Here is a 21,429-nt window from a genome sequence, read left to right as displayed (position 1 = left end):
AACAATTAACTTACAAAACGCGATAGTTTTAAAGTATAAGTTTTTTTATTATAAATTTTATGCTACAACTCGAGAATAAAGTAAAAAATGGTTATTTTTTACAAATTACCATCATTTAACAAAATCTATATTTAAAGAATCTAAAGCGAGGTTTCAAGCATGCCGATAAGTAATTTATATACGATCTTAGTAGTTGATGATAATCAAAATAATTTATTTACAGTAAAAGCTCTTATACAAGAATATATAAAGGCCAATGTTGTACTTGCAGGTACTCCTGCAAGAGCTTATAAAGATGCAAGCGAAGATGAATCCATAGCCACTGGTCTTATTACTACCAAATTTGCGAGGGGGTAAAACTAATGAAAAAAATTTTATCAATGGTACTTATTACTGTTATGACAATGTGTTTGTTTACTGGATGCACACAGAAAATAAACTACACATCAAAAGCTACCAAAAAGATTAAGATTGGTATTTCTATGGCTAATTTTAATAACAAATACGGGTCTTATTTGCTTAATGAAATGAAGAATTACTCCAAATCTTTAAATGATGTTGAAGTGGTATTTGCTGACGCAAAACTAAATTCTAATACACAATTGTCACAGGTTGAAAACTTCATATCTCAGGGAGTAGATGCAATAGTTGTTAACCCAGTTTATACAGATTCATCAAAACCAATAACTGACAAAGCTAAAGCAGCTAACATTCCAATCATCAGCATGATGGTTCCATTTGCAAATGAAAATGATGCAGCATGTCATATAGCTCCAGACTCAAAACAGGCTGGTAAATTGGAAATGGAATACCTTGCAAAGAAAATGAATTTTAAGGGTAACGTTGCAATTATAATGGGACCAATAGAAGATAGCGCACAGAGATTGAGAACTGAAGCTTATCATGAAGTAATAGCAAAATATCCTGACATGAAACTTATTGGGGCGCAAACAGCTGAGTGGGATAGAGCTAGAGGTATGGCTCTAATGGAAACCTGGCTTGAATCTGGCAAAGAGATTGATGCAGTAGCTTCCAACAACGATGAAATGGCAATAGGAGCATTAAAAGCTATAGAAGCAGCAGGAAAACTTGACAAGATATCTGTAGGTGGTATAGATGCTACTCCAGATGCTCTTGATTATTTAAAGAGTGGTAAATTAGCTGTTACATCATTCCAGGATGCAACAAAACTAAGTAAATATAGTATAGATACTGCAGTTAAAGTAGCTAAGGGTGAAAATGTAGACAAAATAATAATTGTACAAAATGAATTAGTTACTCCAGAAGATGCGGACAAATATATGGCTAAATGGAAAAATAAAAAATAATGGACAACAATATTTTTCTAAGTATTATAAAAAAACAAAATTTATAAAAAATATTTAAGTATAAAGCAAATGGGTTCAATCACTCCCCCATTTGCTTTATGTTTTATTTATTATGGATAAATTTTTATTTCCGTGGAAGTCACAAGTAATGATACATTATCCTTGGATAATGCCTATATATCTCCTAGTTCTGGAAATTATCGCATCTGTTATTACTTTTGTTATAAAAAAGAAGTTTTAAAGTATTAATATCGTTTTTAATTAATCCTTTAAATAATTCATATTTTTCACATTCGTAGTGAAAAAGTGTGTACTAATTAATTTATAAACTTGTTATACATTTGAGTTATAACGATAAATAAGTCGTATAAATAGAGCATTTCAGTTGTTATATAATATAAATTATAGTGGTTTTAATTTCGTTTACAAAAACAGAAAATTAATGCCACTATTTTTTGTTTGTTTTATGATTCAATATTTATGATAAATCATTTTTTTCACGCCAATGATGAAAATATATGTATTAATCTGTTTATTGTTGTAGTATACAATAAGATTGTAAGGTAAGGATGTTCCTTACAAGTAGTAGTGTAAGGGGTAACAAACCTAAACGGTGAGCACTCAAGTAATAGTAATTATTATTACTAAGTATGACAACATTTTTTCAAGTTTTAGCTAATAGTGCTGAATGATTTATGAATCTTTTTAGGGCAGGGGCCAAGGTTTTTACTGATTTTACTACTGGCATTATACCACTCCCTGTAAATGTTTATTAGATGATTCTTATTTTAGCTGCTCTTTTTATAATAAAAATGTTGATTCTTTTAAAGATTTGTTTTCATTTACGATAATATTATTTAAGATAATAGTTTATATTATTAAGATTACTCTACCCTACCTTAAAAAATTATAAACCAACTTAATTCACTAACAGAGCTTTTATTTATAGTGCTAGCTCCTATATTAGTACTCCATCAACTACATCAGCAACAATTATATATAGTTAAAAACATGCTCATTTAAGCATGTTTTTAGTATTTTTCAAACGATTTTCAATCAAATATAATCAATAATTACCAAAATGGCAAAAAAAACCCTTTAAAGTTATTTATTTAGGTATTATAATATTAATTAAACTCTAGCATATATGACTGTCTCCTATTTTGGATTCGTGATTGTTTCTAATGACAGGGTGTCACATATTGTCAGGGTTCTTTATTTGAGAATTTTACTATAACAATTGACTTACAAAACGCGATAGTTTTAAAGTATAAATTTTTTTATTATAAATTTTATGCTATAACTCGAGAATAAAGCAACAAAATGATTATTTTTTCACAAGTTACTATTATTTAATAAAACCTATATTTAAAGAATTTAAAGTGAGGTTTCAAGCATGCCGATAAGTAATTTATATACGATCTTAGTAGTTGATGATAATCAAAATAATTTATTTACAGTAAAAGCTCTTATACAAGAGTATATAAAAGCAAATGTTGTACTTGCAGATACTCCTACAAAAGCGCTGCAAGAGCTTATAAAACATCCCGTAGATTTAATTATTTTAGATGTTCAGATGAAAAGAGATATGAATGGTTTTGATCTAGCAAAGATTATAAAGAGTAGAAAGAAAACTGAACATATACCTATTGTATTTTTAACCGGAGCCTATATAACTGAGGATTTTAAGAGAAGAGGTTTTGAAATAGGGGCGGTAGATTATCTTACAAAACCTATTGATGACTTCTTACTTATAAATAGAATAAATGTATATTTAAGGCTTATTGAAAAAGAAAGAACTATGAACTTACTTTTACAAAAGCAAACTAATGAATTAAGAAGAGCTAAAGAAGCAGCTGAAACAGCGAATGAGGCTAAAAATATGTTTCTTGCAAATATATCTCATGAGCTTAGAACACCTCTGAATATTCTGCTTGGATCAACACAAATAATAAAACATTACCTTAAAAATGATAAAATTTTAGACAGGAAAAAAATAAAATCAAAAACCAAAATACAAACTCAAAATTGCTATAGGCTTATAAGATTAGTTAACAACCTAATAGATATTACAAAAATAGATTCAGGTAACTTTGCTCTTAACATATCAACCTGTAACATTATTGAGGTAGTTGAAGCTATTGTAACTTCTGTAGTAGAATATGCGGCATTAAAAAACATTGAGGTAATATTTGATACAGATGTTGAAGAAGTGATGCTTTCTTGTGATTTAGATGCTATTGAAAGAATTGTGCTGAATCTTCTATCTAATGCTATAAAGTTCACTCCTCAAGATGGAAATATATTTGTAAATATACATACATCAGATAACTCAATTGAAATCCTAGTGAAAGATACAGGTATTGGCATTTCTGAAGATAAACAACAGCTGATTTTTGAAAGATTTAAACAAGTAGACAACCTTCTTACAAGAAGTAGCGAAGGCAGTGGTATTGGACTCAGCCTTGTGCAGTCTTTAGTGGAAATGCATGGTGGAAGCGTTCAGGTTGAAAGTGAATATCTAAAAGGAAGCGAGTTTACTGTTCGACTTCCTATTAATGAAGCAAATGAAGAATACAATACAGAAAAATGTTCCATGAATAACAGCAGCAGCGTAATTCAAAAAATTGACATAGAATTTTCAGATATCTACTTTTAACTTAAGAGGATTTTATCATCAAGTAGTAACTAGATAAAACCAAAGATAAATCCATAAACACTGGCATTATTACTACTAAATTATACGAGGGGGATAAACCTAATGAAAAAATTTTTATCAATGACACTTATTACTGTTATGACAATGTGTTTATTTACTGGATGTGTACAGAAAACAAACAACACACTAAAAATTTCGAAAAAGATTAGGATTGGTGTTTGTATTGCTAATATAAATGATAAATTTCTGTCTTATATGCTTAATGAAATGAAGAATTACTCCAAATCTTTAAATGATGTTGAAGTGGTATTTGTTGACTCAAAAGGTGATTCTAATATACAGTTAGCACAGGTTGAAAACTTCATATCTGAGGGAGCAGATGCAATAATTGTTAATCCAGTTGATACAAATTCATCAAAGCCAATAACCGACAAAGCTAAGGCAGCTAAGGTTCCAATCATCAGCCTTAATGAGCCATTTCAAATCCAAAATGATGCAGCATCTTATATAGATTCAGACTCAAAACAGTCTGGTATATTGGAAATGGAATACCTTGCAAAGAAAATGAATTTTAAAGGTAACGTTGTAATTATTATGGGAAGGATGGATAACGAAGCACAGAGATTGAGAACTGAAGCTTACCATGAAGTAATAGCAAAATATCCTGACATGAAAATTGTTGCGATGCAACCAGCTGATTGGAATAGAGCTAGAGGTATGGCTCTAATGCAAAACTGGCTTGAATCTGGTAAACAGATTGATGTTGTAGTTGCCAACAACGATGAAATGGCAATAGGAGCATTAAAAGCTATAGAGGCAGCTGGAAAACTTGGCAAGATAACTGTAGGTGGTATAGATACTACTCCTGACGCTCTTGATTATTTAAAAAGTGGTAGATTAGCTGTTACAGTATTCCAAGATGGAGCAGGCCAGGCTAAATGTGCTATAGAAACTGCAGTTAAAGTAGCTAAGGGTGAAAGTGTAGAGAAAAGAGTAATTTGGCAAAATGAATTAGTTACTCCAGAAGATGCGGACAAATATATAGATAAATGGGGTAAATGGAAAGCTAATTAATATTAACCCCAATTAACTTTACAGAGAGGAAATATATTTGTAAGCATAATTACTTTAAGTCAAAGACTCAGGTGTAGGATTTTTCAAGACAAACAACAGTAACGTAATTGTGAAAATTGATATAGAAATTTTCTCATATCTACTTTTAAGGAGGATTTCATGAATATTTTTAAAAATTTTAGCATAAAGCAAAGATTTCTTATATTGTTTTTTGTTTGTATTACAACATTTATCGGCTTTGGTACCTTTGCTTTATTTAAGCTTAATAACTTGGCACAAGTAACTCACAATTTATATAATCAATCATCAAAGGTTTCCGCTGCTACAGTGAATGCAAAAGTAAATTTGGTTAAAATCAACAGTTCTATGAAGGATATAATTTTATCATCAAATAATGATGAGATTCAAAAAGAGATAAACAAAGTTACCCAATATGAAAGCGAGTTGCAAAAAAACTTAGATACTATAGGAGAAAATTCCTCTGATTCTAATATTAAAAGAAACTTGCAAGACGCTAATAATCTTCATTCAAAATGGTGGAAGCCAGAAAGGGATAAGATTATTAAATATATACTAGCAGGCAAAAAAGATGAAGCAATAGCTATTTCTAAAGGGATAAGTGCAGATTTTGTTGAGCAATTTGAACTTGATCTTAATAATATATATTTAAGTTCTTCAGATAATGAAATCAATTTAATAGAAGAATCAAATGCACTTCAAATTTCAGCAAGAACAACCTTAATTTTTACTTTATTAATTTTATTAGGTGTACTTTTAGTATTATTTATATTGATAATAATGAGCATTTTAACTCCTGTTAACAATTTAAAAAATCATATGATTAAAATTACAAGTTCAGGCGAGTTAGAAGAGTATAAAATCACTCAAAAAGGCGAACTTGCTGATATGGCAAGAAACTATAATATACTAATAAAAAAATTAAAAACTGAGTTGTGGATAAACACTAACAGAAATTACCTAAATAATGAGATGACTGGTAACATGTCTGTAAAAGAATTAACACAAAATACAATAAATACTTTATCTAAATTATTAGATGCTGAAAATGGAGCTTTTTATACATTTGATCATAAGGAAAATAAGCTTATTTTAAACTCCACCTTTGCCCGTACACAAGCACAGAGAGAATCTAATATATGCGAACTTGGCGATGGAATAAGTGGGCAAGCAGCTTTGGAAAGAAGGCCTATTCTTCTAGAAAATGTAAGAAAATCAGAAACTCCAAGTATGTATGTAACTCCACTTAATGTTTATGCTTTTCCATTAGTTTATCAGGAGAAGCTCTATGGAGTTATTGAGTTATCTTCCTCTGAATTTTTTAATGACTTAAAACAGCAATTTACAAAAGTGATATCCAGTACTATTTCTATAAACCTTTATTCTGCAATTCAAAATGAACAAATTAAGGAATTATTAGACACAAGTGAAAAAGCAACAAATAAGGCGCAGGAAATATCAAACCAATTAAAAAGTGCAAATGAAGTATTAGAAGAACAGCAAAGGCAACTTCAAGTTCAAACTGAAGAACTTCAACAGACTAATGCACAGCTTGAAGAGCAGCAGCAAATACTTGAGCAGCAAAGTGAAGAGATGCAGCAAACTAACTCTCAACTTGAGGAACACCAATTACAGTTGGAAGAACAAGCACGGTTATTGAGTGTTCAAAATGATGAATTAGAAGCATCTAGACAAGAGATCTTGAAACGAGCAGAAGCTTATGAGATGGCAAATAAATATAAGTCTCAGTTTTTAGCAAATATTTCTCATGAGCTTAGAACTCCACTTAATTCTATTATATTATTGTCTAATCTTTTAATTAGAAATAGTAAAGATAAAATTACGAAAAGTGTACAAGAAAAAATTAAAGTTATATACAACTCTGGAAATCATCTCCATCAATTGATAAATGACATTTTAGATTTATCAAAAATTGAGGCTGGAAAAATAGATTTAAACTATAGATATTTTAATTCAAGTAATCTTATAGAAGAACTTAGTGAAATGTTTAATGGAACTGCAAATGAAAAGAATATTCAGTTTGTATTGGAAGACCAGTTTAAAGATACTCTCTATGGTGATAAAGATAAAATTTCACAAATTCTTAGAAACTTTTTATCTAATGCATTTAAATTTACAGACGATGGTTCTGTAGAACTTAAGATAGCAAGGGATGAAGAATGTGAAAATAACATAGTGTTCTCAGTAAAAGATACAGGTATAGGTATATCTAAAGATAAATTAGATATAATTTTTGAAGAGTTTCACCAAGCAGATGGTTCTATCTCAAGAAAATACGGAGGAACAGGACTAGGATTATCTATAAGTAATAGGCTCTGTGATCTTATGAAGGGAAAAATCAAAGTAGAAAGTGAGCCTGACATAGGAAGTACCTTCTCTTTATCTTTACCTTTGACGGTTTTAGAACAAGATTTCTCTAATGAAGAAATAGCAGCTACTGCCAACAATAAACTGCAGAATATAGAAGCTGGACAGACTGAAGAGATAAAAAGTAAAAAACATAAAAACTTGCTAATAATTGAAGATGATAAAAACTTATCTGAATCTATAAAAGCTATCTCTGAGGGTATAGGTTTTGCTGTATTAACATCAAATAGTGGTGCAGAAGGACTTAAGCTTATAAATGAACATGAAATTGATGGAATTTTATTGGATTTAGGATTGCCAGACATTAAGGGAATAGATTTATTAAAAGAAATTAAGAGATCGTTAAAACTAAAGAATTTAAGTACTCCTGTTATTATTTATACAGGTATGGAAATAAGTGCAGAACAAGAGAAAGAATTAAAATTATATGCAGACAGCATAATTATTAAAACTACAAACTCTGATGAAAGGCTGTTAGATGAACTGACTTTAGTACTTCACAAAGTTAAAAATGCAGTTAAAAATGAGAAGGATTATAAAAGTATTATGACTTCTAGAATTAATAAGGACAGAGCACTAAATCTAGATGATAAAAAGATACTTATTGTAGATGATGATCCAAGAAACATATTTGTACTTGCTGCAGCCTTAGAAGACTATGGTGCAGAAATTATAGAAGCTGAAAATGGAAAAGAAGCATTAGAAAAACTTGAGAAGGAACCTGTAGACTTAGTTTTGATGGACATAATGATGCCTGTTATGAATGGGTATGAAGCAATCATAGAGATAAGAAATATAGATAAAATAAAGCATATTCCAATTATAGCTACTACAGCAAAATCCCTAAAAGATGATAAAGAAAAATGCATGGCTGCTGGTGCAAATGATTATATATCCAAGCCAATCGACTACGATATACTTATAACATTAATAAAAGCTTGGATAAATAAACCTTAATAAAAATGGAGGACAACTTTGGCTTTTAAAATTAATTACAACCATGAAGAAATTTATATAAATGTTATTGGAGAATTAGAAGATTCTAAGCAGGAAGTGTAACTAATAAATCTTTTAAGTATTTCCAAAAATAAGCATATTAAAATAACTTTTTTAGGAGCTAATGTACTTCCTAAAAACATCGTAGAGAAGCTTTCTATCTTGCAACACGAAGAAAAATGTACAATTTTTGTTTTGAAGAGATATTTATTTTCATATCTTCAATCTTTAGGTATAAAATGTAGATATGTAACAGAAAACTCTACCTTAGGAAATTCAAAAGAAAGTTTATCTGCTGAAAAAAGAACCTTAAACAAGGAAGATACTCAGCATAGCCTACTAAGTAGTGGAACGCTAAATGAATTTAATCTCATACTTTGTAGAATCTAATCAGTCATAAAGTCTATTAACTTTAATCAGATTTCATATTAGAGAATAACAATAAATTAAACATAAAGCAAATAGGATATTGATTAAACCTATTTGCTTTATGTTTTTTTCTTTCGCTAAAAAATAATACTATAAATATTGTGCTATATACTTAATTAAACTTTTTAGTTTTTGAAAGTATTATTGTTAATATGAATGGAATAACTATAGTTATTACCATGCTAATAAAGAACACTCCCCAATTTTTAGGGAAAATTGATAAGAAACCTAGTAATCCCCCAATACCTATAGATGTAGCTTTAACTTTATTTATTGCTATAAACATTGCAGCTATAGCTGAACCAGTAATTGCTGCAATGAATGGGAATTTAAATCTTATATTTACTCCAAATAAAGCTGGTTCTGTTATTCCTAAATAAGCTGAAATTGCTGATGTAACTGATAAACCTTTAACTTTTTCATCTTTAGATACAAACATCATTGCCAAGGATGCTGAACCCTGAGCAATATTTGATAGTGCTACCATTGGCCATATAAAGGTTCCACCTATATTTGTTATAAGTTGTAAGTCTACTGCTAAGAAAGTATGGTGCATACCTGTTATAACTAATGGTGCATATAATGCTCCAAATATTAATCCACCTAATAATGAAAACTTATTAAAAATAGTTACGAAACCTGAAGTAATTACATTTGCTATAGTAAAAGTAACTGGTCCTATGGCTATAAATGATAAGAAACCTGTAATTAGTAATGTTACTGGTGCAACAATTAATAATTTAAATGCATCTGGTACACGCTTATTTAAAGCTGCCTCAATATTAGATAATACATACGCTGAAGCTAGTACTGGTAAAACTTGTCCTTGATATCCAACTTTAGCAACTTTAAGTCCAAATAGATTCCAATAAGGAACTGTTCCCTTTGCAATGGCTTCACCATATCCCCAAGCATTTAATAAAGCTGGATGTACAAGCATTAAACCTAAAATAATTCCTAATAGTGGGCTTCCACCAAACTTCTTAACTGCTGACCATCCAATTAAGCCCGGTAAAAATGTAAATGAAGTATTAGCTATAAGATTTATAATATCTGCTACATCTTTCCACTGTTTATGAACTTCAACTACGGACAAATCTCCATAAAAAATACCTTTTCCAGTTAAAACATTATTAATACCCATTAGCAAACCTGCTGTAACAATCGCTGGTAATATTGGAATAAAAATATCTCCTAAGGTTTTAATAGCACGTTGAAGTGGATTAAGATTTTTTTCAGCAGCATTCTTTATATCCTCTTTTGATGCACTCTCAATTCCTGTAATTTTTACTAATTCATCATAAACTTTGTTTACTAACCCTTGACCAATAACAACTTGAAATTGACCATTTGTTGAGAAACAACCCTTTACTACGTCAACGTTTTCAAGCATCGTTTTGTTAACTTTATCTTCACTCTTCAATGCAAATCTTAATCGTGTAACACAATGAGTTGCTGCTGCTATATTGTCTTTACCACCAATAGCTTCAATGATTTGTTCTACAGTTTGTTCTTTTACTCCCATTCTTATCTCCCCTTTGTAATCGTTTGATAATAAAATCATAACTTGTTTAAACAAGTTTGTCAACACTTGTTTAAACAAGTTATGATAAATAAAACTGAATATATTCGAATACTGTATAATTTAAACTAAATTTTACTTTATGAAATAACTGAAAATAAAAAAAAATCGCCTTATCGGCGACGAACAAAATCTACAAATTCAAAACGATCTGGACGATGACGAGATTCAGTATATTCAAACTGAATTCCATCATTTAAATAACCATAATTTTTTACAACCACAACAGAATCGTAAGATTTCATGTCTAAACTTTTTTTATCTTTTGTTGTAGCTGATTCAACACGAATGACTCTCTTAGCAAAACCAACTTTTATATTTAATGTTTTTTCTATATACTCATAAATAGATTTCTCTGCAATTTCTTTTGTTAAATTTGTGACTATATCTTTTAGAAAATAGTTAATATCTAAAATAATTTTTTCATCCTCTGAGGTACGTACACGATATAATTTATAAACTAATTTTCCTATAGGTAATTTAGTTTTCTTATGCAAGGATTCATCAATAATAACTTCTTCAAATAAAGGAACTGAAGTAGCAAACCTTTCCCCACTACTTTCATTAGCTTCTTTAAAGCTAACTAGACCACTAAAAGAAAAAGTAATCGTATGGTTTTCTAAAACAAAAACTCCTTTCCCATGTAAGCTATTTACTAAACCTTCTTCAGCCAGCAAATCTATAGCTCTTCTAATAGTACCTCTACTTGTACCATAAATTTTACAAAAATCATTTTCAGAAGGTAATTTTTCTCCAGGTTTATATTTTCCTTGGACTATATCATTTTTTATACTTTCATATATATCTATATATTTCTTTACCATTGTATTCCTCCAATATTATCTATTTATTGATATATTCTCATATTTAATTTTGTATTGTTTAATATAATAATATATTTTTTTAGGTTCTGGTGCAAATATGACTTGTTAGAAACATAGAACCTCAATATCCTTTTCACCTGTGAATTATGATGCTACTCCAAATAAATTATGTATAAATTCAATCTCGCTTTGGACAGACTTCACCCCTTGTTGAAGTTGTCCTTTTTTCAGCATATGCATCACCTCTACTCCACATATAATCTGTTTGGCTGTTCGAAACGTTTTTAATCCTAGCATAGAACGGACTCGTTTCTTTATAAAGCGATGATCTTACTCCACTATGTTATTCAAGTACTTCTGTTGTCTAAGTTGCATACCATCAGGCATGCTTTTCTCTTTTTTCAACTGTTCAATTGCTATAGGGTACGCCGGATTCTTATCGACCGTCATGACACGAGGCTTAGAAACATGAAAAGACCGTAAAGCTTTCTTGAAGAAGCGCTTTGCAGCCTTATGGTCTCTTGTTTTACTGAGGTAAAAATCAATCGTATTTCCTTCGGAATCGACTGCACGATACAGATACATCCATTGCCCTTTTACTTTGATATACGTTTCATCGACTCTCCAAGAGTCGTTAGCTGACTTAAGATGACGTCGTACTCTTGCATCTAATTCAGGTCCATATTGATGAACCCAACGCATAATGGTTGTGTGAGCAATGGACAATCCTCTTTCCTCCATCATCTCCACTAAATTACGAAAGCTCAAGTTGTACCGTAGATACCACCTTACAGTTAGCAAAATAATTTCATGCTGATAACGTTTCCATTTGAATAAATTTTGGTTTTCCATACTGATCACGTCCCTTTTTTAGAGTAATAGTATCAGTATGTCCAATATTCAAAGATTAATTGCAATTATCTTGAAGTTTTTGCACCAGAACCTTTTTTTACTAGCAAAAACAAATATCAATTCTGCCCCTACATTTAAAACCTTTCCAAACTGTATCTGTAAAATATATATTAAATTAAATAAAGGGAAGGATTTCTACTCCTTCCACAAACCTTTCTTGATATAGTTTACATTATATAAAAATTAAATATGAATCAATATATCGTTGTATATTATCTATATTATACATTCTATAATAGGAATAATAGTTTTTTTATCCGTCCAATCTACTGGGTTATCATAGCATTCTAATAGACCCCTACTATCCTCATCAAGTTCCTCTTTCTTCATTCTTTTTAACTTTGACTTAAGTGCACTCATCATTATCTTATCAATAAAACCTAACTTTTTATAATTAAAAGCACCCCTTAAATAAAAGAAATTTACTCTTTCTTTCATATCATTTGTAAAATTATTATATAATACGTGATTTATTGCATCTTTTCTTCCAGGTGAACATCCTACAGCAAATACGATAATTTTTTTATTCATCAATTGTTTAAAGTTATCGGTAATTATCTTTACGCCCTTAATACCAGCAGCATGTAAAGATCCTCCAAAAATTATAGTATCATACTTTTGTAAATCATTAAGACTTATCGTTGAGATTTCAAATAAATCTGCATTAACATTACTAGCTATCCATTCTGCATAACGTTTTGTACTTCCATATTTAGATTTATAAATAACAACGATATTCTTAGTATGTTCTACCATTATCTAAATTCCTCCGCTCTTTTATTGTATAATATCTAATATATATTTTACCATATATATCCAAAACATACAAAGCGAGTCTTACTGAATCAGTTCTCACAACAAAAACTGCATAAAAAAACGCTAACTACGGTCAATCTAAAAGAAGGTGTGCCCCAAATTATACTTTGGGCACACCCCATTTTACCTTTAAAAACTCAAGCCACTCGTTGTAGATATCATGTTCAGATTTAGAAAAAATCTCAGTATATGTTTTCTTTCCATTAATCAACTCCAAGACCTTATTCCATCCATATGCGTTATTAAGGAATTCAATATAAGTGTATGAGTATTGATAACCTCCTATATCGCCAAATCTCTTTTGATTTTCACTTTTCATATCATCTATTGTAGGAATGGAATTATATTTTGTAAAACCTTGTGGTGGAGACTGTTTTGCGAGAAAATTTGCTACACCATTATCATTCCAATATGAAAGTTTTGGATTAATCTGATAGTTTATTGTATGAACAAGTTCATGAGTTGCAGCACTTAAAATACTGTCGTGGTTATGTCCTTTTATATTTACATATGGTGAAACTATCAAAACTTTATCACCCTTATTATCATCAACATACCATTCTGGAGCACCTAAAGTTGTAATAAGTCCATACTTTCTAATCCATAAGGATTTCTGATTTCCATACAAATAAACTTTAGTTGGTTTTATACTGTTAAACTCAAGTTTTTCTCGTATCTCTCCTACTGTGTTTTCTAAAACCTGATAAACCTCTTTAGCCCCTTTTTCATCTTTTGTTTGATAATAAATAATAACATTTTTCCCTTTTAACTCTTTTGCACCAATTGGTTTAAGTATAAAAGCGGGTATGGTTTGAATAACAGACAAAATCAAAATACAAGATATAGTCATAAGTAGAGCTTTAAACTTTTTATTCATTTTTCCTCCTCTCCTAAAAAACATTTTATGTTCAATGAAAACTAACTATGTAGTTCATGTTAATAAACGCTTGTTAAACTTTATAAAAATAGTATAACTATAAATATTTATCTCTTGTATTTTTAAGGTAAATTTAAATCCACTCCTCATTTACGATAAACTTATTTAAGATTACAACCTGCAGAACTGTACATACTAAACATCCTACTACTCTACTCCTTTATTTCAGATTTCCCAAAAAGCTCTTACAGTTGTGAATATGAATATTACTGAAATTAAGTTATAAAATCTCCCTTTTCTGTTGATTTACTATTTAGCATCATATATAATAACATTAATATAACATTACATCATGTTACTTGGTATAAATCTATGAAATATAACATGATATTACGTTTCACTACGGAAAACAATATAAATTATCTACCTTTCTCTCAATGACGAGGTTACAATCTCTTTCAAAATGAGTTGTAATCAAGTCATTTTTTTATTCTCAAAAAATTGTATATTCTCATTTAAAGATAAATTTATGATATATAAGAAGTTATTCACTTACCTTCTATATTTCTTTTTTATTATAATTTTACCGTCTTAATTATAATAAGATAAATATGTAGTAGATGACTAATTCACCTTATATAGATTTAGAAACCTTATTAAGAAAACAAATTGACTGCTTTAATAGAGCATTTATATAAGATTATAAAGAATGAAAGAAGGTATTTAAAATGATAAGAAAATTAGGAATTCTATTTACATGTTTTATCATGGGGTTACTAATCACAGTGGCGTGTACAAAAAAAAGCAGCACTAAATCTAGTGTTAAAAAATTAGAATATAACTATCCAAACAATGTTATGATTTTTAGGTAGATTAAAATACAGTTTAATAGTAATTAAATTAAACTATTCTATAAAAATGCCTAATATAAAGATCACCTCCAATTTGGGGTCATCAAATTGTTTGCAGCAAAAAAAGATAGATGATTTGGAATAAAAGGATTTAACTTTTAAATTCAGAGATAAAACGCTTCCCTCTCAAATTGATATAATTAGAAGAAAGCATCTTAGGAATTTATTAAGTGATTTATTATTTTACTTTAATGATGAAATAACCTTAAACTAGAGCAAGCCATAACCATATCATATTCATTACATGCTTCTAGTACAATATCATCTCTTAACGAACCACCTGGTTGAACAATATATTTCACTCCGCTTTGAGCTGCCCTGTCAATATTGTCTCTAAATGGGAAAAATGCATCTGAACCTAATGAAACTTCAGCTAAATTAGATAGCCAGGATACTTTTTCTTCTTTTGTTAATCTATTAGGAATTTTTTTTAATACCTTAGTCCATTCTTTCATTTCCATTGAAGTAATGTCATCCCTAAGATATTGATCAATTACATTATCTCTTTCAGCTCTTGGAATACCATCTTTGAATGGTAATTCAAGTACAGCTGGGTGTTGCCTTAAATACCATATATCCGCTTTTGAAGCTGCCAATCTTGTGCAGTGTACTCGAGACTGTTGACCTGCACCAACACCTATTACTTGACCATCCAAAACAAAACAAACAGAATTAGACTGAGTATATTTTAGTGTAACCATCGAAATAAGTAAGTCACGTCTTGCGTCATTTGTGATATTTTTATTATTTGTCACTATATTATTAAGCAATTCATCTTTTAATATTATGTCATTTCTTTTTTGTTCAAAGGTTATGCCGTATATCTCTCTTGTTTCAATTTCTTTAGGATTATAGTTCCAGTCCATTTCCATAATACAATAGTTTCCTTTTTTCTTTTTCCTTAAAAGCTGTAATGCTTCATCAGTATATCCAGGAGCAATTATTCCATCTGAAACGGACCTACTCAAAATTGTTGCTGTAGATAAATCGACAATATCACTTATAGCAGCCCAATCCCCGAAGGATGACATTCTATCCGCACCTCTGGCTCTTGCATAGGCAGTAGCCACAGGAGATAACTGTATATCCTCAACAAAATATGATTTTTTTAATGCATCGCTTAAATGAACTCCTACTGCAGCACCTGCCGGACTTACATGTTTAAAAGAAGCTGCTGCTGGCAATCCTGTTATTTGTTTTAATTCCTTTACCAACTGCCATGAGTTTAATGCATCCATAAAATTAATGTAGCCCGGAGTACCATTTAGAATTTTAAAGGGCATTGTATTATCTTTGATATAAATTCTCGCTGACTTTTGATGAGGATTACATCCATACTTAAGTATAATTTCTGAATTTTTCATATATATAACCTCCAAAAATAAATTAAACGAAAAAAACCTGGGTAAGTATTGAATTTACCCAGGCGGTCGATATTCTTATTTAATCATGCTCCCTATGGTAAACTCCATTTCCGCCAGTTGCATGATTATTTTTATTTGTTTTATATAATATTATAACATATATATAATATTATATAAAACAAAATTCTAAAGGTTTTAGAATAACATAAAAAAGGTTACAATTCACCATAATTGTAACCTTTTTACCGTAAGCAATTCAGTTATCAAGCTGTTATACATAACGGTTTTACCCTTTTTTGATAGATCTTTACACAATTAGTTTATTGGTCTTATTAATGCTTAGTGTTTAACCTTCTTATAGTCACCCATACGCCTGACTCATCCATATTAATTGCAAAACTCTTTATTTCAGCTTGATATAAAGCCTTTTCAATTATTGCTATTGGGTTATCATTAAGTTTCTTAATAATTCCGCCCTTTCCTTCTTTGTTTCTTTTTTTCATTTTTGACGGTACTTGATCTTTCAATTCTGATATACCCAAACGACCACCAATATATGCTGTACCTCCTGGAGTAAGAACTCTATAAATTTCCTTAAAAATCTTTTCGATATCCGCCCAAAAGGATTCTAAAGCTCTACTAATTACAAGATTAATTGATTCATCTTTTATAGGTATTTCATTAACATTTCCAAGTAAAGTTTTTACTTTATGTCCTAAACCATTACTTCTAATGTTTTCATAAGTATTTTTTAGCATTTTATCAGATAAACAAACAGATAAATCAGTAATTTTTGATAATTCCATTCCGAGATAACCACCTACAGCACCTATATCTAAACATAATCCTTTATTTATACCAGTTTTATCTTTTATTTGTTCTGCAATAACAGGATACACTGGTGAAAATACTTTATAAGCAATTCCATCAACTTCTTTTATATTTAATTCCATTTTAATTCCTCCCTTTTGTAAACTTGCTATACCCTTTTAGCTTTTAACTTTATCAATTTGGCTGGCCAAATTATATATGTAAAAAATAAGTATCTTTCAATAATTTATATTTTATAAAGTAAAATTAAAAAGCGCTATGATATTAATCACAGCGCCTTTGCATACTTAATAAGATATTATATATATATATATATTTATATTATGTTCTTACAAAGTTATTATTATTCAATAACCCACTGCCTATAGAGGCAAGAGCTTGTAACTCTACTACACATGATTGATGATACTAAATATCTTCCATTTCAAATGTAGGTCATAATAGGCTAATTGATATTAGCTAAAAATATAAAACTACTTTAACTATATTATATATAATTTAAGCTTAAAAATCAAGGTTTTTATCCTGTTCTCTGTAGCTTTACATTTTTCCAAAAACTTTACACCTCACTAATAACACCTATTTAAAAATTAAAAATATTAAATTCCATCTTATATATTTTATGAGTAAAAGCTAATTTTGTGACCCTTTTAAGAGAATTCACCCTAAAAAATCATTAATTTTATCAAAATTTATCAAATTTTCATTTACAACAACTGGTAATTGTAATAAAATTGAAATTGTAGTACAAAAAATATGGAAATTTGAGAAAAAATGTAACTTCATTGTAAAGCCAAAGAGTGAATGTAAAGATTCTAATTAAAAACTCTTTTGATGAATGAGAAAGGAGATTTCTAATGAAAAGTACTAATAATACGCTTAAAATACTTGAAATCGATCCATGGCTTAAGCCATTTGAAGGGGATCTAAATCTACGTATGGACAAGTATAACCACACTAAGGAGGCCCTAGTTGGTAAAAATGGTGATTTTAAATCATTTGCCAATGGACATTTATTTTATGGTTTTCATTTAGTAGAAGACGGATGGTATTATAGAGAATGGGCTCCTGAGGCGGACGCACTTTATCTAATTGGTGATTTTAATGATTGGAATCCTGAAACACATCCTCTAGAGAAAAAAGAAGGCTATTGGGAGATTTTCTTACCGGGTGTAGAAGCACTTAAGCATTTGTCACGTGTTAAAGTACGCGTAGAAGCCAACGGAATATCACGCGATAGAATACCTCTTTATATTCGCCGTACTGCACAAGACCCTGTAACACACGATTTTGCTGGTCAAATTTGGATGCCAGAGGCTTCTTTTAAATGGACTGACCAAACTTTTTCTGCCGATAACGCAAAACCACTACTTATTTATGAAGCACATATAGGTATGGCTCAAGAAAAAGAAGGAATAGGTAGTTTTAAGGAATTTACTGAAAACGTACTTCCAAGAATAAAAGCTAATGGGTACACTGCAGTACAATTAATGGCAGTAATGAACCACCCTTATTATGCTTCTTTTGGCTACCATGTATCTAACTTCTTCGCTGTTTCTTCCTGGTTTGGAACACCAGATGATTTAAAAGAATTAATTGATACTGCTCATTCTATGGGTATAGTTGTATTGATGGATATAGTACACTCCCACGCTGTAAAGAATATTGCAGAGGGCATTAATGAATTTGATGGTACTGATTACCAATTCTTCCACGGTGGTGGCAGAGGTAACCATTCTGCTTGGGATTCTAAACTCTTTAACTATGGAAAATACGAAGTTATTCATTTTCTATTATCAAATATAAAATTCTGGATGGATGAGTACCACTTTGATGGATTCCGCTTTGATGGTATAACCTCTATGATATACCATGACAATGGCCTAGGTACAGCCTTCGATAATTATGAAAAATATTTTAGTATGAATACTGATATAGATGCACTTAATTATTTACAGCTTGCAAATGAATTAATAAGAGAAATACGCCCAGATGCTATAACTATAGCTGAAGACATGAGTGGTATGCCGGGAATGTGCCTTCCAGTTAGAGATGGTGGTATAGGATTCGACTATAGATTGGCTATGGGAATACCGGACTTCTGGATAAATACACTGAGCAAGTGCTCTGATGAAAACTGGAGTATGTGGAAATTATGGCATGAATTAACTACCGGCCGTCCACAGGAAAAGAAAATCGGATATGCTGAATCACATGACCAAGCACTAGTTGGTGATAAAACTATCATTTTCTGGCTGGCAGATAAGGAAATGTACTGGAATATGTCTAAACATCAACAAAATTTACAGGTCAGCAGAGCAATTGATCTTCATAAGATGATTAGATTCAGTACTATTACCCTTTCTGGTGACGGTTATCTGAATTTCATGGGTAATGAATTCGGTCATCCAGAGTGGATTGACTTCCCGAGAGAAGGTAATAACTGGAGCTACAAATATGCACGTAGACAATGGAGCTTGGCAGAAAACAAAGATTTACGCTACGATTATCTATATCAATTTGATAAAGAGATGTTGGCTTTTGTAAAAGAGCATAATTTAGTTGGATCTAATAATTTACAAAGCCTTTGGATAGATGAACAAGATAAATTATTAGCATATAAGAAAAATGACCTAATATTTTTATTTAACTTTAATCCAACAAACTCTTTCCCAGAATTTGCTCTTCCTACAGGTGAATCTGGCGAATACAAAGTAATATTTAGTAGTGACGATGAAATATTTGGTGGACAATCTCGTATATCTCAAGATGTGGTTTACTCAACGAGAACACTACCTGAGCGTGGAAATAATACAGGTATACTAATTTATTCACCTAGTCGTACAGCACTAGTATTACAAAAAATATAGTGTAAAAAGCAACTTTAAGACAAATGTATTTATCAAATAGAAACTTCTAATTTATCCAGGTTCCTCTGAGAACATGGTGATTAACTTAAGAATTATTAATATGCTATAGAAGATATTATATTAATGTGCTATAAAGAATAAAATGGAAGCTCATTAGCGAAAAACAAATGAAGAAATATTTAATAAAATTTAATTTTCTATAACTTCTCTAATTTTAGGAAATATAACTTTATTACTCTATATTACAAATAAAAATTTAATACTACCATCCCCCTCTTCCATTATCATTTCTTCGAGTAAACTGTTTTAGAAAAATATATTAATTCTTTTCACAACTCATGAAATTGTTTACTGAGAGATCATTGACGAAAGTTTTCCCATGTCAAACTATTAGAACTAGTTTTAGATTTAAAAACCCAATCTCTTTGAATTCTAAAGCTAGTTAAAAATAATAATGAGTCTACAACCATTTTAATAACTACCTCATATTGATGAATTTGATTATAGATAAATGAAACTCCCAAAGCTGATACAAACATTTGAATTATGCATAACAAATAATACTTCATCATTGTATTCTTCTTATTATCTTTAAAGTAAAACACAGCTTTACGATTGACAGTATAGTTAAATGCAGATGAAAGAACTCTAGAACCTATTGTTGATAATAAGATAAAATAGTCAGGCACTAATATTACAAATACCTTTATAAATATAATAAATGAAAGTATATCAACAAAAAAGGATGCAAAAGAGGAAAATATAAACTTTAAAAATACTACATAAATTCTCACTGAATCTGTGATCGGATTAAAATGAGAAGATTTATTTTCATCTATATATATTGTTTCAATTCCAATTTCCTTAATATCAGTTCTTTTCTGAATACACTCCATCAGCATATTCATCTCAAATTCATATTTTTCACCGCTTATTTTTATCATTGACAACACATTATGATATGGAATTCCCCTAAGACCAGTTTGTGTGTCAGAAATATTCATACCAGCAAAATAATTAAATAATTTAGCAGTCATTAAATTGCCAAATCGACTTCTAAATGGTATGTTTTTATCTTTAAAATTACGGGTTCCTAAAATCAAGCTGTTCTGATTGTCACCTAATGCCTGTGCAACTTTAACAATATCTCCACATTTATGTTGACCATCAGCATCCACTGTAATTACTCCTGTAAATCCTTTATAATGATTTAAAAAATGGTTAAATCCTGTTTTAAGTGCTCTTCCTTTTCCTAAATTTACAGCATGTTGTAGAACATCACATTGATTAAAGCTTCTGATGATCTCAAAAATATTTTTACATTCATTCTTTGAACCATCATCAACAACAATAATATTTTCTACTCCAAGCTCGGTAAGTTCATTGATAAGTATAACTAACTTATTATCTGGATTAAAAGCTGGAATTAATACTACAATATCTTTTAATGGATGTGTTTTGGAATGAAAATAATTCTTTTCATTTTCCATATAAGTCCCCCCAAATTAGTTATATAAAAAAAGAATTTAAGTTTTATAAAAGGTTGAAAC

At 30.0% G+C, this 21,429-nt stretch carries 14 protein-coding genes, 1 pseudogene and 1 riboswitch; of the genes and pseudogenes, 7 read left to right on the top strand and 8 right to left on the bottom strand.

The window, feature by feature from the left end:
* Positions 1–159 precede the first annotated feature (159 nt).
* From CPJCM30710_RS09755 to CPJCM30710_RS09730, 6 genes are all read left to right on the top strand, one after another.
* Positions 160–357 carry a hypothetical protein gene (locus CPJCM30710_RS09755; protein WP_246503510.1) on the top strand — a complete coding sequence of 66 codons (198 nt, stop codon included), beginning with the start codon at positions 160–162 and terminating at the stop codon, positions 355–357.
* 5 nt (positions 358–362) lie between these two features.
* Positions 363–1,328, top strand: a complete 966-nt coding sequence (locus CPJCM30710_RS09750; protein ID WP_212903990.1) for a sugar ABC transporter substrate-binding protein — start codon at positions 363–365, stop codon at positions 1,326–1,328.
* Positions 1,329–2,724: 1,396 nt separating this feature from the next.
* Positions 2,725–3,987 carry a hybrid sensor histidine kinase/response regulator gene (locus tag CPJCM30710_RS09745; RefSeq protein ID WP_212903989.1) on the top strand — a complete coding sequence of 421 codons (1,263 nt, stop codon included), beginning with the start codon at positions 2,725–2,727 and terminating at the stop codon, positions 3,985–3,987.
* Between the two features lie 102 nt (positions 3,988–4,089).
* Positions 4,090–5,061: a sugar ABC transporter substrate-binding protein gene (locus CPJCM30710_RS09740; RefSeq protein WP_212903988.1), complete on the top strand. Its 972-nt coding sequence runs from the start codon at positions 4,090–4,092 to the stop codon at positions 5,059–5,061.
* Between the two features lie 159 nt (positions 5,062–5,220).
* The gene (locus CPJCM30710_RS09735) at positions 5,221–8,424 is read left to right on the top strand and encodes a response regulator (RefSeq protein ID WP_212903987.1); all 3,204 of its coding nucleotides are present in this window, start codon (positions 5,221–5,223) and stop codon (positions 8,422–8,424) included.
* Positions 8,425–8,625: 201 nt separating this feature from the next.
* Positions 8,626–8,853 carry a hypothetical protein gene (locus CPJCM30710_RS09730; RefSeq protein ID WP_212903986.1) on the top strand — a complete coding sequence of 76 codons (228 nt, stop codon included), beginning with the start codon at positions 8,626–8,628 and terminating at the stop codon, positions 8,851–8,853.
* A gap of 151 nt (positions 8,854–9,004) precedes the next feature.
* Here the strand turns inward: CPJCM30710_RS09730 and treP are convergent, their stop codons facing one another.
* The 7 genes and pseudogenes from treP to CPJCM30710_RS09695 form a co-directional block, all read right to left on the bottom strand.
* Positions 9,005–10,417, bottom strand: coding sequence for a PTS system trehalose-specific EIIBC component (treP, locus tag CPJCM30710_RS09725; protein ID WP_212903985.1), 1,413 nt, complete (start codon positions 10,415–10,417; stop codon positions 9,005–9,007).
* Between the two features lie 170 nt (positions 10,418–10,587).
* Positions 10,588–11,298, bottom strand: a complete 711-nt coding sequence (gene treR / locus CPJCM30710_RS09720; protein WP_212903984.1) for a trehalose operon repressor — start codon at positions 11,296–11,298, stop codon at positions 10,588–10,590.
* Between the two features lie 144 nt (positions 11,299–11,442).
* Positions 11,443–12,150 (bottom strand): annotated as a pseudogene (locus CPJCM30710_RS09715) (IS6 family transposase).
* Positions 12,151–12,426: 276 nt separating this feature from the next.
* Entirely contained in the window at positions 12,427–12,966 is a 540-nt protein-coding gene (locus CPJCM30710_RS09710; RefSeq protein ID WP_212903983.1) for a flavodoxin domain-containing protein, read from the bottom strand.
* Between the two features lie 160 nt (positions 12,967–13,126).
* The gene (locus tag CPJCM30710_RS09705; protein WP_212903982.1) at positions 13,127–13,903 is read right to left on the bottom strand and encodes a hypothetical protein; all 777 of its coding nucleotides are present in this window, start codon (positions 13,901–13,903) and stop codon (positions 13,127–13,129) included.
* Positions 13,904–15,002: 1,099 nt separating this feature from the next.
* Positions 15,003–16,178, bottom strand: coding sequence for a phosphoribosylaminoimidazolecarboxamide formyltransferase (locus CPJCM30710_RS09700; RefSeq protein WP_212903981.1), 1,176 nt, complete (start codon positions 16,176–16,178; stop codon positions 15,003–15,005).
* A gap of 49 nt (positions 16,179–16,227) precedes the next feature.
* A riboswitch (ZMP/ZTP riboswitch) is annotated at positions 16,228–16,309 on the bottom strand.
* Positions 16,310–16,510: 201 nt separating this feature from the next.
* Positions 16,511–17,131 (bottom strand): class I SAM-dependent methyltransferase, encoded by a 621-nt coding sequence (locus CPJCM30710_RS09695; protein WP_212903980.1) that lies wholly within the window; start codon positions 17,129–17,131, stop codon positions 16,511–16,513.
* An 816-nt stretch (positions 17,132–17,947) separates the two neighbouring features.
* On the opposite strand from CPJCM30710_RS09695, the gene CPJCM30710_RS09690 reads away from it, so the two are divergent.
* A complete protein-coding gene (locus tag CPJCM30710_RS09690; protein ID WP_246503509.1) occupies positions 17,948–19,879 on the top strand; it encodes an alpha-amylase family glycosyl hydrolase in 1,932 nt (643 codons plus the stop codon).
* 359 nt (positions 19,880–20,238) lie between these two features.
* Here the strand turns inward: CPJCM30710_RS09690 and CPJCM30710_RS09685 are convergent, their stop codons facing one another.
* A complete protein-coding gene (locus tag CPJCM30710_RS09685; protein ID WP_212903978.1) occupies positions 20,239–21,369 on the bottom strand; it encodes a glycosyltransferase in 1,131 nt (376 codons plus the stop codon).
* Positions 21,370–21,429: the final 60 nt, after the last annotated feature.

It is taken from the genome of Clostridium polyendosporum (assembly GCF_018332455.1).
Taxonomy (GTDB): domain Bacteria; phylum Bacillota; class Clostridia; order Clostridiales; family Clostridiaceae; genus Clostridium_AY; species Clostridium_AY polyendosporum.
The sequence above is the reverse complement of the archived record's forward strand: the minus strand, read 5'-3'. Positions and strand labels throughout refer to the sequence as shown.